Origin of the sequence: Bradyrhizobium sp. USDA 327 (genome assembly GCF_041262065.1) — a bacterium.
Taxonomy (GTDB): domain Bacteria; phylum Pseudomonadota; class Alphaproteobacteria; order Rhizobiales; family Xanthobacteraceae; genus Bradyrhizobium; species Bradyrhizobium liaoningense.
Window position 1 is genome coordinate 4016865 of the sequence record NZ_JBGCCW010000001.1, and the last position, 16279, is coordinate 4033143.

Sequence of the window (16279 nt, forward strand, 5' to 3'; positions counted from 1 at the left end):
CTCGTTCGCAGGAGTGAGCCTCAGGAGAAAAGCATGACCGACCAGCCCAAATCCGAGTCCGGCTTCCAGTACAGCCTGTCCAATCTGAAGCCCGTGACCCCTGCCGCCAAAGTCACCCTCACCTTCCCCGACGGCGCCCAGCGCCAATTCGACAAGAGCATCACCGGCCTCGAGATCGTCAAGGGCATCTCGCCGTCGCTGGCCAAGCGCACGGTTGCGATGGCACTCGATGGCGAGGTCGCCGATCTCAACGACCCGATCGAGGATGATGCAAAGATCGAGTTCGTCAATCGCGACGATCCGCGCGCACTGGAATTGATCCGCCACGACTGCGCGCACGTGCTGGCCGAGGCCGTGCAGACGCTGTGGCCGGGTACCCAGGTCACCATCGGTCCCGTGATCGAGAACGGCTTCTACTACGACTTCTTCCGCAACGAGCCGTTCACGCCGGAAGACTTTGCCGCGATCGAGAAGAAGATGCGCGAGATCATCGCGCGCGACGAGCCGTTCACGAAAGAGGTCTGGGATCGCGAGAAAACCAAGCAGGTGTTCCGCGACAAGGGCGAGGCATTCAAGGTCGAGCTGGTCGACGCCATTCCCGGCAACGAGCCGATCAAGATCTACTACCAGGGCGACTGGTTCGATCTCTGCCGCGGCCCGCACATGACCTCGACCGGAAAGGTCGGCAATGCCTTCAAATTGATGAAGGTGGCCGGCGCCTATTGGCGCGGCGACAGCAACAACCCGATGCTGACCCGCATCTACGGCACGGCGTTCGCCAAGCAGGAGGATCTCGACGCCTACCTCAAGCAGATCGAGGAAGCCGAAAAGCGCGACCATCGCAAGCTCGGGCGCGAGCTCGACCTCTTCCACTTCCAGGAGGAAGGCCCGGGCGTGGTGTTCTGGCATCCGAAGGGCTGGACCATCTTCCAGCAGCTGATCGCCTATATGCGGCGACGCCTGACCGGCGACTACAACGAGGTCAATGCGCCGCAGATCCTCGACAAGGTCCTGTGGGAGACCTCGGGCCATTGGGGCTGGTATCGCGAGAACATGTTCGCGGCGCAGTCGGCCGGCGACGAAGCCGAGGACAAGCGCTGGTTTGCGCTCAAGCCGATGAACTGCCCGGGTCACGTGCAGATCTTCAAGCACGGGCTAAAGAGCTACCGCGACCTGCCCTTGCGGCTTGCCGAGTTCGGGGTGGTGCATCGCTATGAACCGTCCGGCGCCATGCACGGCTTGATGCGCGTGCGAGGCTTCACCCAGGACGACGCGCACATCTTCTGCACCGAGGACCAGCTCGCCGAAGAGTGCCTGAAGATCAACGATCTCATCCTGTCGACCTATGCGGATTTCGGCTTCACCGGCGATCTCACGGTGAAGCTCTCGACCAGGCCGGAGAAACGCGTCGGCACCGATGCGATGTGGGATCACGCCGAGCGCGTGATGGCCACCGTGCTGCGCGAGATCCAGTCGCAGAACAATCACATCAAGACCGAGATCAACCCGGGCGAAGGCGCCTTCTACGGGCCGAAGTTCGAATACGTGCTGCGCGATGCCATCGGCCGCGACTGGCAGTGCGGCACCACGCAGGTGGACTTCAACCTGCCGGAGCGGTTCGGCGCGTTCTACATCGACCATGACGGCGGCAAGAAGCCGCCGGTGATGGTGCACCGCGCGATCTGCGGCTCGATGGAGCGCTATATCGGCATCCTGATCGAGCACTATGCCGGCAATTTCCCGCTCTGGCTCTCGCCGGTGCAGGCGGTGGTCACGACCATCACCTCGGAAGGCGACGAGTACGCCAAGCAGGTGCTGGAGCAGGCGCGCCGCGCCGGGCTTCGGGTCGAGATCGACCTGCGCAACGAGAAGATCAACTACAAGGTCCGCGAGCACTCGCTGGCCAAGATCCCGGCGCTGCTCGTTGTCGGCAAGAAGGAAGCCGAGACGCATTCGGTCTCGGTCCGCCGCCTCGGCAGCGACGGACAGAAGGTGATGACGACGCAGGAGGCCATCGCCGCGCTGGTCGAGGAAGCGACCCCGCCGGATATCCGGCGGGCGCGTGGCGGCGTCTGATCCCTGAAATCGATCTAAATTCGCTTCCGTTGCGGGCGTGCATGCCTATCTCGGCATGGCACGCCCGACGACCAGCCGAAGAGGATATCGCAGTGCCCGACGCCATCGAACTCCTGAAGACCCGCCGCTCGGTCAAGCCGCGCGAAATGACCGGGCCCGGCCCCTCGCCGGCCGAACTCGAGACGATCCTGACCATCGGAGCGCGCGTGCCCGATCACGGCAAGCTCGCGCCCTGGCGCTTCATCATCTTCGAGGGCGATGCCCGCCAGCGTGCCGGCGAGGTGATCGCGAGGGTCTTCGCCCGGAAGAATCCGGGCGCGCCAGCGGCCGACGTCGAGATCGAGCGCAAGCGCCTCACCGATGCGCCGTTGGTGATCGGCATCGTCAGCTTCACCAAGCCGCATCCGAAGGTGCCGGCGTTCGAGCAGGAGTTGTCGGCAGGTGCCAGCGCCATGAACATCGTCACGGCCGCCACCGCGCTCGGCTACGGCGCCTGCTGGCTGACCGGCTGGTTCGCCTTCGATCGCGACGTGCTTGATGGGCTCGGCCTCAAGCCGGACGAGAAGCTCGCCGGCCTCGTGCATATCGGCACGCCGACCAAACCGAGCGAGGACCGTCCGCGACCGTGCCTTTCGGAAATTGTGACGCGCTTTTAGCTCGAAGGCTCGTTGACGCGCCAAACGTTGTGCGGCTTTGATCCCGGCGAGGGAGGAAGCCCGGATGCGACGGCGTGAATTTCTTGTCGGGGCCGCCATGCTCGCCGGCTCGATGGTGCGAAGCCGGGCCGGCGATATTCCCGCCCCCTCGTCCGAGGGGCTCGACCGCATCACGGCGTATTTCGACAACGAGGTGACCAGCGGCCGACTGCCGGGCGCGGTGATCCTCATCCAGCAGCACGGCAAGCCGATCTATCTGAAGACCTTCGGCGTGCGCGACACCAGGACCGGCCTCGCCATGACGCCGGACACGATCTTCGCCATCCACTCCATGACCAAGCCGATCACGTGCCTTGGCGCGATGATGCTGATCGACGAGGGCAAGCTTGCGCTCACCGACCCCGTGTCCAAATACGTCCCCCTCTTTGCCAAGACCAGGGTGGGCCTCCAGACCACCGATCCGCACGGCGAGCTGGAACTTGACTTCGTGCCTCCGGTCCGTCCCGTCAACATCGAGGATCTGCTGCGGCAAACCTCGGGCATCAGCTACGACTATATCGGAGCCGAATGGGTCGAGCATGCCTACAAGGCGGCCAACATCTTCGAAGGTCATTTCAACAACAGGGAGTTCGCCGACCGGATCGCAAGGCTACCGCTGGCACGGCAGCCTGGAACGCTGTGGCGCTACGGCCATTCCACCGACGTGCTCGGCAGCGTCATCGAGATCGTCTCGGGCCAGACGCTGTATCAATTCCTGAAGCAGCGCATCTTCGACCCGCTCGGCATGAACAGCACCAAATTCGTGCTCGCGACCGAGGACGAGCTTGCGCGGATGGCGCGGCCGCTGCCGAACGATTTCATCCTGCTTGCCGGCGAACGCGAGCGCCTCGACCATCCCGAATGGCAATCCGGCGGCGGAGGCCTGCTCTCGACCATCACCGACTATCAACGCTTCTCGCAGATGCTGCTCAACGGCGGTGAGTTCGCGGGCAGGCGCTACCTCAGCCCGGCCGCGTTCAAGGCCATGACGACCGATCACATCGGGCCGGGCTCCGGCGTCGCACGCGACTATTTCTACTTCCCTGGCGACGGCTTCGGCTATGGCTACGGCCTTGCGGTGCGGACCGATCCCGGCAACGCGAAGCCGCCGCCGCCGGGCTCGCTCGGCGAACTGAAATGGGACTCCGGCAGCGGCACCTATTTCGGCGTCGATCCCAAGCTCGACATGGTCTACCTCATGATGCAACAGACCCAGAACGAGCGCAGCCGCATCACGCCCGCGTTCAAGGCGCTTGTCTACGACTGCTACCCGCCCGCACTACGCCGCCCGTGAGGTGCGCTCGCCGAAATCGGCGAGGAGCTTTCCGATCTCGGCCGCGGGCCGCGCGGCACTGAACAGAAATCCCTGTACCTCGTTGCAGCCTTCGGCGCGCAGCCAGTCGAGCTGATCTTCGGTCTCGACGCCCTCCGCGGTCGTGGTGATGTTGAGGCTGCGGCCGAGCCCGGAGATCGCGCGCACGATCGCGCCGCAGTCGGGCCGCTGCGCCAGATCCTTGACGAAGGAGCGGTCGATCTTGATCTTGTCGAATGGAAAGCTGCGGAGATAGCTCAGGCTGGAATAGCCGGTGCCGAAATCGTCCATGGAAATGCCGACGCCGAGCTCGCGCAACTGATGCAGGGTCGCGAGATTGGCATCGGTCTCGGCCAGAAAGATCGACTCGGTGATTTCGAGCTCGAGCCGCTTCGGCGACAGGCCGGACTGCGCCAAGGCCGAAATCACCACCTGAACCAGGTTGCGGCTGCGGAATTGCGCCGGCGACAGATTGACCGCGACCTTGACGTCGGCAGGCCATTTGACGGCCTCGGCACAGGCTTCGCGCAGCACCCACTCGCCGAGCTGGATGATGAGGCCGATGTCCTCGGCAACAGGGATGAACTCCGCCGGCGAGATCATGCCTTTGTCGGGGTGATGCCAGCGCAGCAGCGACTCGAAGCCGGAGATTCGGTCGGAGGCGATCGACACCAGCGGCTGATAGTGCAGCTCGAACTCGCCGTTGGCGAACGCACGACGCAGGTCGAGCTCCATGTCACGGCGCCTCTGCGCCTGGAGATCCATCTCGCGCTCGAAGAAGTGGTGCACGCCACCGCCATCGGCCTTCGCCCGGTACAACGCCATGTCGGCATTGCGCATCAACTCCTCCGGCGTCGTGCCGTCGCCCGGCGACAGCGCGATGCCGATGCTGGCGCCGATCACCATCTCCTGCCCGTCGAGATCATAAGGTGCCTTCACCATGTCGATCAGCAAGGACGCGCAGGCGCTGGCCTCGTTCGGCGAGACGTCGGCGGCCAGAATGACGGCGAACTCGTCACCGCCGAGCCGCGCCGCGAGATTGGCGCCGCGGACCGCGGTGGTCAGGCGCTCGGCGACCTGCTTCAGCAGGCGATCGCCCACCGGATGACCGAAGGAATCGTTGATGTTCTTGAACAGGTCGAGATCCATGTAGAGCACGCCGACCCGTTTTCCATCGCCCTGGCCCAGCGCCTGCTTCAGGCGCTCCTGGAAGAACTCGCGGTTCGGCAGGTCGGTGAGCCCATCATGGTGCGCCATATGGGCGATGCGGGCTTCGGCCTTGCGCCGCTCGGTGATGTCGACCACCGCCACCAGGTAGCCGTCGCGATCGTCGAAGGCGACGCGGCGGCCGAAGGTGAGCACCTCGATTTCGCTGCCGTCGGCGCGCAGATGCCGCCAGTTGCGCGAGGAGTGATAGGCGTCGCCGAGGCGCTCCAGCGCCTCGGCGTGGCTGTCCCACTCGTCCTCCGGCCAGATCTCGTGCAGCTTCATGCGCAGGAAAGTGGCGCGGCTGTAGCCGTAATGCTGGACCGCGGCGTCGTTGACATTGAGGAACGCCTTGGTCTGCGCGTCGAACACCCACATCGGCATCGGGTTATTGTCGAACAGCAGGCGGAACGAGGCATCGCGCCGCTTCAGCGCGGTGACATCGGAGATCGTCAGCGAAACCACGTCGGCGAAGGCGGTGGCGCTGAGCCTGAGGTAGCGTCCCTCGCTCTCGATCTCGAGCTGCTCGCCGCGGCCGCTCAGAACGGTCTTGAACAGGAATTCCATCACCTCGGGCAAGGCCAGCAGCGTGCCGCCCTCGCCGATCCGCCGCCACAACAGGCTTCCGCTCGCAACCTTCAGCAGTGTGTCCGCGCTTTTGTTGTGATGCACGACCTGAAGATCGAACGGCTTGCCGCCGGCATCGCGCAGCATCACCAGGGAGACCACCGCATCGTCGGTCGAGGAAAAGATCGCGTCGAGGAGGTTGTACTGCGCGCCGCGCTCGTTGACATAGGCGCCGACCAGCGTCGCGCCCCAGCGCGAGGACGTCGGCAGCGCCAGCACGTCGTAGGTCCTGACCATGCCGTCGCGCACGCAATGCGCTCTTCCCCGGTGCGGCCGTCCGGTCGCAAGCGCGCTCGCCGCTGCTTCCGACAGCGCCGTGGCACAATCGGGCGACAGCTCGGCGACGGGAATGTCCCAGGCTTCCTCGCCGAGCCATTTCTGCACGTAACGTCCGCTGCGCGACAATTCGAGCGCGCCGTTGTTCTTCAGCAGCGCGATGTGGTCGGCGAGCCGTCCGAGGCTGCCGAGCATCACGTCCTCATAGCGCGGCAGCCGCTCGCCCGGCTTCAATGCCGCATGCCATTTGCGCTGAAGCACCGGGATGTCGTCAAACATTTCGGCGGCCGGTGTTCCCGACACCCTCTTCGCGGCATTCATGGCAGTCCCCAACGCACTTTGCCGCCGCATCCAATGCAGACGCGCTTAACGACGTGTAAAAAGCGCGCAGGCGCGGGTTCCATTCGGCGACTATGACAGTTTTAAGTCAGGCGTTGGTTAGTGGGCGTTAGAGACTATGACAGTTGTGCAAAGGCGATACTCACGTGTGGCGCAACGCCACAACGCGCTGTCGCATGGGCCCCGGCTCTGCAGCGCACCGCTGAAGAAGCGCTGCGCTGCGTCCGGGGCACGAGATGTGTTGTTGGGATGCACTGGCTCAGCGCCGTCATTGCGAGTGTAGCGAGCAATCCAGACTGCCGCTGCGGAAAGACTCGGATTGCTTCGTCGCTTCGCGCCTCGCAATGACCGAGTTTGGGGTAACGGCGTCTTTTTTCGATTTGCATCTTCATTGAAGACACACGGGCGCATCCTCGCGGCTCATCTCGCCCGAGCTTTGCGTCGATGCCTCACCCCCAGATGAAAGAGGGCGCAGGGAAGGCCGGGAGCCGGTTGGCTCCCGTGGACCGCTATGCCAGACGCAAACTGCGTGCGCTTCGATGCACAGCGGGTAACAGGGCAACCGGAGACATCCCGGCCTTCCCTGCGCAGTGGTTGGAACGGCTTATGTCGTGATCTCCCCGGGGAGCGATGCACTATTGCCCCCGTCGCCTTGCGGATGACTGACGGTACGAACCCGGTCGGGCCGCAACGTCACCGCAAGACTTGGCGCACAGACCCCGGGCGCCAGGACCACACGATTTTGCCGTACGCTGATGGCACCGGTCGTATGCGCGACGATCTTGCTCACGGTCTCCCGCCCTGCAAGCCCGTTCGCGCCAACGCCATCTGCGTCCACCGCCGCCCGGCCCGCGTTCGTGACGATCGCGATACGCCCCTCTTCCTTGGGCCGGACTGCGGCGACACATACGCCGTTTCCGAATTTCGGTAAAGAAGAATATTTTCGGCTAGGCGCCTTGACCGATGGTTTGGGTGTCTTGCCCGACAGGCACCGCAAGGCCTTGTAGCCCTGGAGTTGGCTTCATCCGGGTTGCTACGGGTGCGTGCCCGCCAACCGCTCGATCACCAGATCCAGCAGCGCGCGCAGGCGAGCCAGGCGCTTGAGGTCGCGGTGATAGCCGACGAAGGTATCGCGGCCGGGCGGCGACGTACCAATGTCGAGCGCGACGAGGCGGCGGTCGCGGTCCCCGAGCGGGCGCGGCAGCACCGCCAATCCGCCGCCGCTCGCGCAGAGCTCGGCCTGCGCCTGCCTGTTATTGCTGCGCGAAGCCACCTCCGCGTTGGGCAGCGCGCGTTTCAGCCAGGCAGCATCGGGCATGTCGGCGAATTCGACGTTCATGGTCACGACGCGGACGCCACGCCCGTCGCCGGCGCGCGGCGGCTTGGTGCCCTTCTTGCCATAGAGCGCGTAGGGAATGTGCAGCAGCTTCCTGGAAATAATGTCCGGTTCGCTAAACGGCTTGATGCGGAAGACGAGATCGGCTTCGCGGCGCGGCAGGCTGTAGAGGCGCGCATCGGTCAGGAGCTCGACGGTCACCCTCGGATGACGCTTGCCGAAGGCGGCGATCACCGGCGAGAGCATCACCGTCCCGAACCAGTCCGACGACGACAGGCGCAAAAGGCCATCGAGCTGCGTCTCCGCGCCGGAGGCGTGACGTTGAAGCGCGAGCGCTTCCTCCTCGATCCGCTCGGCGTGGCGCAGCACGGCGGTGCCCTCGTCAGTGAGGACGAAGCCGTCGGCGGTGCGCTGGAACAGCGTCTGCCCCAACGCCTGTTCGAGCGCGCGAAGCCGCCGGCCCATGGTCGGCTGGGTCTGGCCGATCTTTCGCGCGGCGGCCCCAAGCGTGCCTTCGCGCGCGATCGCCAGGAAGATGCGCAGATCGCTCCAGTCCATCGAACAGCCCTCATGCAATAATGCACGGTGATCGTACATCGTCGTTGCTTTCCATGCAAAAATTCATGGGCATATTGGAGGGCGACAACGGAGCAGAACAATCATGACCAAACGATCGACAATGCGCGCAGCCGTGTTGGAGGCGTACAACGCGCCGCTGCGGCTCTCGACCATCTCCACGCCCGAAATCGGCCCGCGCGAGGTGCTGGTCCGGGTGCGCGCGAGCGGGGTCAATCCGCTCGACACCAAGATCCATGCCGGCGCGGCACCGCATGCGCGGCATCCGCTGCCCGCAATTCCCGGGATCGATCTCGCCGGCGTGGTCGAGCAGGTTGGGCACGAGGTGAGGCGGTTCAAGCTGGGCGATGAAGTCTATGGCATGACCGGTGGCGTCGGCGGCGTGCAGGGATCGCTGGCCGAATTCGCCGCAGTCGATGCCGACCTGCTGGCTCCGAAGCCCGCCAAATCTCGCCATGCGGGAGGCGGCAGCCCTGCCCCTGATCTTCATCACGGCCTGGGAAGGCCTGATCGACCGCGCCTCGCTAGAGGCCGGCCAGAAGGTGTTGATCCATGGCGGCGCCGGCGGCGTCGGCCATGTCGCAATCCAGATCGCGTGTGCCTTCGGAGCGAACGTGTTCGCAACCGGCTCGGCGGCGCAGCGCGCCACGATCGAAGGTTTTGGCGCGATGTTCATCGACCGCAACACGCCTGTCGAAACCTATGTTGCGCAGCATACCGGCGGCCGTGGCTTCGACGTCGTCTACGACACCGTCGGCGGCAAGGTGCTCGACGCCTCCTTTGAAGCGGTGCGCCGCTTCGGCCATGTGGTGAGTGCGCTCGGCTGGGGGACGCATGCGCTTGCGCCGTTGTCTTTCCGCGCCGCAACCTATTCCGGCGTGTTCACGCTGCTGCCGCTGCTGTCGGGCGAAGGGCGCGCGCATCATGGGGAGATCATGATGGAGGCGACGCGCCTGGTGGAAGCGGGCAAGTTGGTGCCGCTGCTCGATCCCAGGCGCTTCACGCTGGAGAATGTCGGCGACGCCTATGCGCTGATCCGCGATCACGCAGCGAAGGGCAAGCTGGTCGTCGATGTCCAGGCGAGCCTCTAGCCCGTTGGCTCCGCTAGTCCTCGCTGGACGCGGCGGAGCGTTTGCGCAGATAGGCCTGCGACAACAGAAAGAACAACGCGCGCTCGCCTTGATATTTGGCAGACGGCCGGGTGCGCTCGAAGCCATCGGCAAATATCTTGCCGGACTGGTCGCACACCTGCCACCGCCAGCCAAACCGCTTGCGCCTGGTAAGGATCACTTCGAACATGCCGACGGGCTTGGTCCCTGCTCCTTGCCGGTCTCGCAAACGCACAGGCCTGCTCCGGCTACCCCCATTAGATGGATGACCGACATATAACCCAGCGCGGTGGAAAGAGAATAAAATTGATGATCGGAAATTCGTATCGTGCACCGGAGTGTGATGAAGCCGCAGGTGCGGGAATAAGCCCTGGTCAGCGGTGTTTACTCGACCCCAAGAGGCCATTTTGGCGAAACAACGGAGTGGTGGTGGCGAAGAGCCGTTGCTGCCAGCACCTAGGACGCACTTGGCGGTACCAAGAGATGCACGTCCGTGCGCTGGATGAGAACGATCGTGCGGCGCGTCAAGTCAGGCTGCGCGCAGCGCCGCCCGGGTTCTAAAGCGCGATGCGATCAGGATGAATCGTCATCGCGCTTTAGGTTGTTGTTTAAGCATGATCTTTTCGGAAAACCGCCGTGCACTTTCCGGACCATGCTTCAGCGCGCGACGACCTCGACTTCGCCGTCGACGCCGTTGACGACGTTGAAACCGCGCTCGTAGACCTTGCCCTCGTTCTTGGCGATGGCGCGGTATTCGCCTTCGGAGAGCACGACGCGCGGGAACGCGCCGATCGATTCCTTGATGACGTCGCCGCCGGGGGTCAGCACCGACCAGGCGGTGTTGGCGAGCGCCTCGCCGCCCCTGTCGCTGACCAGCTTGAGGGTGATGACGGCGGCGCGGTGGGTGATGGTGACGTCGGTGAGCTTGCCGGCCTGGACGCGGATGTCCGAGCGCACCACCGAATTGGCGTCGCCGTAGTTGGAGACGATGTAATAGGTGCCCTCCGGAATCAGCACGACGTCACCGGCGGCGACGTTCGGCACCAGGGAGGCGCGCTCGCCGGACTCGAACTGGCTGCCCTTGTAGATCGCGAACGAGATCTGGTTCTGCGGAATGCGGCTGGTGCCGACGCGGCCCTCGATGCGCAGGCCGCCCGCCGGCAGCACGAAGGATTCGCGGTCCGTCTCCGCCTTCAGGGCGACGGTGCGCACCGCACTGACGAGGCCGAAGGCAACATGCACGACGTAATTGCCGGGCGGCAGCACGATGTTTGGCGTGGCGTTGCGGTCCTCGCGGATCAGCTTGAAGGTGCCGTTCTCGTCGGGACGGTCGGCGAACACGCGCCAGACCAGGCCGCTGGTGATGGGCGGAGAGTCCTTGCCGTATTTCGCCGTCAGCGACAGCACGCCCTGCCCCGGCACGGCCGCGTTCAGCGGGGCGGCCGGCGGCACGGTCGTAACCGCGGGCGGCGGCATGCTGGGCGTCGCGGGCTGCATCAGCGTCGGCGGCAGGCTTGGGGGTCCCGCGCCAAGGCCGGAGGGCGGCGCCAGGCTGACGGCGCCGCCGGGGTCGGGCACCGATGCCGGCGGCACCGGCGGCGGACGATCGGAGAAAAGCTGCGCCTGCGCAGCAGTTTGGCCTGAGGTAACGAGGCACGCAACAAGGATCAGCGCCGGCAGCAGCCTGCCGCTGCGCCGCCATCCGATGATGCCGTCACCCCCGCGTGTCATACCCCCTGCTTTTCACCGAAAACGCGGCAAATTCAAGCCTCTGAAACCCCAGGAAATACGGCCTCGCGCGCGATCGCTGGAACCCGATTGACGCTTGCGTGATTACCCCGGAGCCAGCCATCCCTCGCCATACTCCTGCCCCGTGCCCTTCGCAAAGCGGCATAAACCATGCTTCACCCCTGATATGGCGGAGCGCAGCAGCGGTGCCTAGTCTGGTGATACGGGCTGGCCTCGGCGTTAGGAGGGTTTCGGTGCTGGACAGATTGAAGGGTCGGGGCTCCAATGGCGAGAAGGTGGGCCTCGGCAGCATTCGCCGGCCGGTCATCGGGCTTGCCCTCGGCGGCGGCGCGGCGCGCGGCTTCGCCCATATCGGCATCATCAGGACCCTGCTCGCCAACGGCATCGTGCCTGACGTCGTGGTCGGCACCTCGATCGGCGCCGTGGTCGGCGGCCTCTATGCGGCCGGCCAGCTCGACACGCTGGAAGAATGGGGCCGCAGCCTGCAAGGCATGCGCAACATCCTCGGCTATCTCGACATCCGCCTCAACGGCTCCGGCCTGATCGGCGGCGAGAAGCTCGCAATCCGGCTCGAGGAGGCCTGCGGCCAAACCCAGATCGAGGACCTTCCGATCAAGTTCGCGGCCGTGGCGACCGAGGTCCGCACCGGCCACGAGATCTGGCTGACGCGCGGCCGCGTGGTCAACGCGATGCGCGCCTCCTATGCGCTGCCGGGCATCTTCGCGCCGGTGCTGATCGGCGACCGCTGGCTGGTCGACGGCGCGCTGGTCAATCCGGTGCCGGTTTCGGCCGCCCGGGCGCTCGGTGCCGAAATCGTCATCGCCGCAAATCTTTCCAGCGACATCTTCACCCATTCCACGACGATCTATTCGCACGGCGCGATGCCGGAGACGGTGGCGCCCGGTGCCGGGGAGACGACGGTCAAGCGGCGCTTTCCGCGGTTGTTCTCGCCGGAGAAAACCGTGAAGCGCGAGTTCTTCGGCGGCGGCGGCCGGCCCGGCATCTCCTCGGTGATGGTCGATGCCTTCAACATCATGCAGGACCGCATCACCCGCGCCCGCCTCGCCGGCGATCCGCCTGACATGCTGATCACGCCACGCGTCGGCCAGATCGGCTGGTTCGACTTCCACCGCGCCGATGACCTCATCGCCTTCGGCACCCGCGCAGCCGAGCGCGCGCTGGATTCGATCCAGGAGGCCATCCATGTGCTGGCGCCAGCGCCCGAGGGCACCGCGCCGAAAACACAGGAATGAGGTCAGTTGTGAGGTCGGTCAGGCCGTCTTGATGTAGTCGCGCAGGGCCTCCTGCTCCGACTCGTATTCCTGGACCCGGCGCTTGACGATGTCGCCGATCGAGATCAGGCCGACCACCTTGCCGTTGTCGATCACGGGCAGATGGCGGAACTTGCCCGACGTCATCATCTCCATCAGCTCGGCCACGGTGTCGGTCTCCTTGCAGGTCACGACCTTGCGGGTCATAACCTCCGAGACCGGCGCCTCCAGCACGCCGGCGCCGCGCTCGCCAAGCATGCGCACAATGTCGCGCTCCGACAGGATGCCCTCGAGCCGGCTCTGGTTCATCACCAGCACCGCACCGATCTTCTTCTCAGCGAGCAGCTTGATCGTGGCGGCCAGCTTGGCGTCGGGCTCGACGCTCACGATCTGGTGCCCCTTGGTGTTCAGAATGGAACGTACCGTCATTGCAGCCTCCCTGAATCGGAGCCGTCCGCCCTTGAGGCGATCCGAACTTGTTCTTCGAGTCTTCAACTAACAGTTTTGGCGCCGGTTTCACGCTCAGGCGCGTTGCGAAGCATCGCCGCTAGCAGCTTGCGGCTTCGAAACATTGTTCTCGGGAATGATGGATGAATTCGGGCCGCGCCGCAAGCGCCGCTTCAAATACGGTTTGAAATGTCCTGTGATGACGCATCCGCAGCATCGCCTCGAACGCGCGGCACGGGATCGAACAGGGCGAACAGCAGCAAGCCGGCAAAGAAGCCGCCGATATGCGCCTGCCAAGCGACGCTCGTGGTCTCGGAATCGATCCCGATCGCGCCAACGCCGAAGATGATGTTGACGCCGAACCAAACGCTGAGGAAGCCGATCACCCGTCCGTCGCGCAGCGCGCGCGACAGCGGCAGCGCCGGAACTTTTGCGGCGGTATCGGCGTCCGAGCGGCTGAACGACAGGAAGCTGCCGCGGACGAAGGCGAAGCGGATCGCGGCTGCCATCGCGCCCGACACCGAGGCCGAAGCGCCGATCATCGGGGCCACCGCATGCTCGTGGGTGATGAGATGGGCCAGCGCGCCGGCCGCCGCCGTCACCGCCAGGAAGACGAAGAACCTGACCGCGCCGAAGCGCCGCGCCAGCGCGCTGCCGAACGGCAGCAGCCACAGCACGTTGAAGCCGAGATGGGTCAGATTGGCGTGCAGCAGCGAATAGGTGACGAAAGTCCAGACCTTCGCGCCCGCCCCGCCCGGGATCTCCAGATTGAGCAGCGAGGAATCGTAGCGCTTCGGGATGAAGCCGAACACGTCGATGGTCCAGTTCTCGAGCTCCGGCGGCAGCAACACCCGCAGATGGATCACCGCCAAAAGCAGGATATAGGCGGTCAGCGCAGCGGGCAGCGTCAGGATCGGCTCGCGCGGAGCCTCCTCGACGACGGCAGGCACGTCCGGTGACGAATCTTGCGGGGAATCCAAGGCAGCTTCGCTTTCAGGCGCGATCGGAGCGGTAGGCTTGGAGATAGTCGCCTTTGCCGTCCCTGCGCAAGTGCGCAAACGGAAAAGGCAGGGCCCTGGGAAAGCCCTGCCTGTCCGTGTCGGTCTTCCGGTGGCCGGAGAGATAAGGAGTATCCCCACCCCTCCCCGCGGCCCGTGACCAAACTGTTTGACGCCCTGTGTACAGGCCTTGCCGAGAACCTGGAGAAAGCGGCGAGGCTTGCGACCGCGATCACCATAGCAGGCACGCAGCCGGCACAAAGCGCATAGTTAATTTAACGTTAACGACGCAAAGGCAGGCACAAGAGGGCCGAAAACGCCGCTGCGGCATGGACGCTGCAAATCCCCTCCTGCACAACAAGAGAAGGGATCGCGGGTGCACTGAAGCGGGACAGGTTTGTCCCGTGAGGTCGCGCCCCCGGGCGAGCGTTCAATCATGAAACATCCGTCGAGCCGCGCGTTCTTCGCGTATTGGAACGAGAAGCGCGGCACTGCGCGAGCCCCTGACCGGGCCGACATCGATCCGGCTGCGGTCCGCGGCCTGCTCGGCGACATCTTCGTGCTGTCCTGCGAGCCGAACCTCGGCTTCCCGTTTCGCGTCGCCGGCACGCGCGTCTGCGCGCTCTCAGGAACGGACCTCAAGGACCAGAGCTTTGCGGCGCTGTTCGCCGATGCGAGCCGCAGCGAGATCGAGGAGATCACGACAATCGTCGCCGACGAGACGCTCGGCGCGATCGCCGGCGTCACCGCGGTGCGCGAGGACGGCAGCAAGGCGCATCTCGAACTGCTGCTGCTCCCCTTCAACGCCCGCCCGCACACACCGGTGAGCGTGACAGGCGTGCTCGCGCCGTTCGACGACGAATGCGGCACGCTCTCCGCCTTCACCCTCACCTCCTGGCGCTATCTGCACCAGCCGGAGAAACTCCTGCCGCGCGCCATCCGCAAATTGCAGATCGCACGCGGGCTGATGGTGTATGAGGGGCTGAGGTAGTCTCCGCCGTACGACACATCAACGCGCGGATGGCCGTTTTTGCCGGATCCGCGTCATTCCTGATGTCGTTGCCAACGGTTAGCTTCCGCCTCGCGTGAGCAACGAGCGGGTGACATCGTCATGATAGGGCGCATTCTGGCGTTGGGTGGCGTCGGCTGCATGGCACTGCTGGCGGCGATCGGCGGAACGTGGCTGTTCCTGCTGCCTGGCTCGCCGGCTCAGGGGACCGCGCCTGCGATATCCAAGGACGAGACCGAGGCGACGCTTGCGGCGTTGAAGCCGCCAAAGCGCAAACGTCCCCTGATCGCCATCGTCGGCATCAACGAGATGAGCGAGACCACCGACTATCTGATGCCGTACGGCATCCTCGCGCGCGCCGACGTCGCCGACGTCCTCACATTGGGAACACAGCCCGGACCCGTCGCACTCTATCCCGCGTTGAAGGTGCAGCCGCACGCGACGATCGCCGAGTTCGATGCTGCGCATCCCGACGGTGCGGATTACGTCATCGTGCCGGCGATGAGCCGCGAAGACGATGCCGTGGCCCTGCAGTGGATCAAAAGCCAGGCCAGCAAGGGCGCGATCGTCATCGGTGTCTGCGTCGGCGCCAAGGTCGTTGCCAATACCGGGCTGCTCGACGGCCGCCAGGCCACCACGCACTGGTATTCCGTGCGCGATTTGCAAAAGCATCCCGCGATCCGCTATGTCGCGGACCGCAGGCTGGTGGTCGACCGCGGCGTCGCGACGACGACCGGCATCACCGCATCCATGCCGATGGCCCTGACCCTGGTCGAGGCCATTGCCGGCCGCGCCAAGGCGCTAGCCGTCGCCCGCGACATCGGACTTGCGGAATGGGATGCGCGCCACCGCAGCGAAGCCTTCCGGTTCACACGCCCCTTTGCACTGACGGCGATCGCCAACACGCTCGCATTCTGGAACCGCGAGCAACTCGGCATCGCGCTGACGCCTGATATCGACGAGGTGTCGCTTGCGCTGATCGCCGATGCGTGGTCCCGCACCTTTCGCTCGCACGCTCTCACCTTCGCCGCCACGGCGGAGGCGCGGACGAGCCGCAGCGGCCTCCGCATCCTGCCGGACAAGATCGCGACCGACTGGCCGGCAAAGCAGACGCCGCCGGCCGCCGTCGACCTGCCGCCGGCGCGAGCGCTGGACCAGACGCTGCAATCCATCGATGCGCGCTACGGGCCGCGCACGGCCGACTTCGTCGCGATGCAGCTCGAGTATCCGAGATAACGGCGCGGCAATACGTC

At 65.2% G+C, this 16279-nt stretch carries 12 protein-coding genes and 1 pseudogene; 7 read left to right on the top strand and 6 right to left on the bottom strand.

What is annotated here, in order from left to right; translation table 11 throughout:
- Positions 1-33 precede the first annotated feature (33 nt).
- The 3 genes from thrS to ABIA42_RS18800 all read left to right on the top strand — a co-directional run bounded on the left by thrS (position 34) and on the right by ABIA42_RS18800 (position 4065).
- Positions 34-2076, top strand: coding sequence for a threonine--tRNA ligase (thrS, locus tag ABIA42_RS18790; protein WP_370122483.1), 2043 nt, complete (start codon positions 34-36; stop codon positions 2074-2076).
- 92 nt (positions 2077-2168) lie between these two features.
- Positions 2169-2732: a nitroreductase gene (locus ABIA42_RS18795; protein WP_271532644.1), complete on the top strand. Its 564-nt coding sequence runs from the start codon at positions 2169-2171 to the stop codon at positions 2730-2732.
- Positions 2733-2796: 64 nt separating this feature from the next.
- Entirely contained in the window at positions 2797-4065 is a 1269-nt protein-coding gene (locus ABIA42_RS18800) for a serine hydrolase domain-containing protein (protein ID WP_370122479.1), read from the top strand.
- On the opposite strand, the gene ABIA42_RS18805 is transcribed toward ABIA42_RS18800, so the two are convergent.
- Both ABIA42_RS18805 and ABIA42_RS18810 read right to left on the bottom strand, forming a co-directional pair.
- Positions 4051-6513 carry a putative bifunctional diguanylate cyclase/phosphodiesterase gene (locus tag ABIA42_RS18805; protein ID WP_370122476.1) on the bottom strand — a complete coding sequence of 821 codons (2463 nt, stop codon included), beginning with the start codon at positions 6511-6513 and terminating at the stop codon, positions 4051-4053. The two genes, ABIA42_RS18800 and ABIA42_RS18805, sit on opposite strands and share 15 nt — an antisense overlap.
- Before the next feature lie 1051 nt (positions 6514-7564).
- Positions 7565-8425 (bottom strand): LysR family transcriptional regulator, encoded by an 861-nt coding sequence (locus tag ABIA42_RS18810; RefSeq protein ID WP_271533703.1) that lies wholly within the window; start codon positions 8423-8425, stop codon positions 7565-7567.
- Positions 8426-8528: 103 nt separating this feature from the next.
- Here ABIA42_RS18810 and ABIA42_RS18815 point away from each other — a divergent pair.
- A pseudogene (locus tag ABIA42_RS18815) lies at positions 8529-9534 on the top strand (zinc-dependent alcohol dehydrogenase family protein).
- A gap of 13 nt (positions 9535-9547) precedes the next feature.
- Here ABIA42_RS18815 and ABIA42_RS18820 read toward each other — a convergent pair.
- A complete protein-coding gene (locus tag ABIA42_RS18820) occupies positions 9548-9787 on the bottom strand; it encodes a hypothetical protein (RefSeq protein WP_271532652.1) in 240 nt (79 codons plus the stop codon).
- A 422-nt stretch (positions 9788-10209) separates the two neighbouring features.
- Positions 10210-11283: a hypothetical protein gene (locus tag ABIA42_RS18825; protein WP_370122471.1), complete on the bottom strand. Its 1074-nt coding sequence runs from the start codon at positions 11281-11283 to the stop codon at positions 10210-10212.
- Positions 11284-11534: 251 nt separating this feature from the next.
- On the opposite strand from ABIA42_RS18825, the gene ABIA42_RS18830 reads away from it, so the two are divergent.
- Positions 11535-12554: a patatin-like phospholipase family protein gene (locus ABIA42_RS18830; protein ID WP_370122468.1), complete on the top strand. Its 1020-nt coding sequence runs from the start codon at positions 11535-11537 to the stop codon at positions 12552-12554.
- A gap of 18 nt (positions 12555-12572) precedes the next feature.
- Here ABIA42_RS18830 and ABIA42_RS18835 read toward each other — a convergent pair whose 3' ends face one another.
- Both ABIA42_RS18835 and ABIA42_RS18840 read right to left on the bottom strand, forming a co-directional pair.
- Entirely contained in the window at positions 12573-13001 is a 429-nt protein-coding gene (locus ABIA42_RS18835; RefSeq protein ID WP_370122465.1) for a CBS domain-containing protein, read from the bottom strand.
- A gap of 191 nt (positions 13002-13192) precedes the next feature.
- On the bottom strand, positions 13193-13999 hold the full coding sequence (locus ABIA42_RS18840; RefSeq protein WP_271532658.1) for a rhomboid family intramembrane serine protease: 807 nt from the start codon (positions 13997-13999) through the stop codon (positions 13193-13195).
- 454 nt (positions 14000-14453) lie between these two features.
- On the opposite strand from ABIA42_RS18840, the gene ABIA42_RS18845 reads away from it, so the two are divergent.
- Both ABIA42_RS18845 and ABIA42_RS18850 read left to right on the top strand, forming a co-directional pair.
- A complete protein-coding gene (locus tag ABIA42_RS18845) occupies positions 14454-15008 on the top strand; it encodes a PAS domain-containing protein (protein WP_370122462.1) in 555 nt (184 codons plus the stop codon).
- Between the two features lie 120 nt (positions 15009-15128).
- On the top strand, positions 15129-16262 hold the full coding sequence (locus ABIA42_RS18850; protein WP_370122459.1) for a DJ-1/PfpI family protein: 1134 nt from the start codon (positions 15129-15131) through the stop codon (positions 16260-16262).
- Positions 16263-16279: the final 17 nt, after the last annotated feature.

What these genes read in the sequence shown, in the direction of transcription:
- thrS (WP_370122483.1), top strand. Translation starts at nt 34, where the DNA reads ATGACCGACCAGCCCAAATCCGAGTCCGGCTTCCAGTACAGCCTGTCC.
- ABIA42_RS18800 (WP_370122479.1), top strand. Translation starts at nt 2,797, where the DNA reads ATGCGACGGCGTGAATTTCTTGTCGGGGCCGCCATGCTCGCCGGCTCG.
- ABIA42_RS18805 (WP_370122476.1), bottom strand. Translation starts at nt 6,513, where the DNA reads ATGAATGCCGCGAAGAGGGTGTCGGGAACACCGGCCGCCGAAATGTTT.
- ABIA42_RS18810 (WP_271533703.1), bottom strand. Translation starts at nt 8,425, where the DNA reads ATGGACTGGAGCGATCTGCGCATCTTCCTGGCGATCGCGCGCGAAGGC.
- ABIA42_RS18825 (WP_370122471.1), bottom strand. Translation starts at nt 11,283, where the DNA reads ATGACACGCGGGGGTGACGGCATCATCGGATGGCGGCGCAGCGGCAGG.
- ABIA42_RS18835 (WP_370122465.1), bottom strand. Translation starts at nt 13,001, where the DNA reads ATGACGGTACGTTCCATTCTGAACACCAAGGGGCACCAGATCGTGAGC.
- ABIA42_RS18845 (WP_370122462.1), top strand. Translation starts at nt 14,454, where the DNA reads ATGAAACATCCGTCGAGCCGCGCGTTCTTCGCGTATTGGAACGAGAAG.
- ABIA42_RS18850 (WP_370122459.1), top strand. Translation starts at nt 15,129, where the DNA reads ATGATAGGGCGCATTCTGGCGTTGGGTGGCGTCGGCTGCATGGCACTG.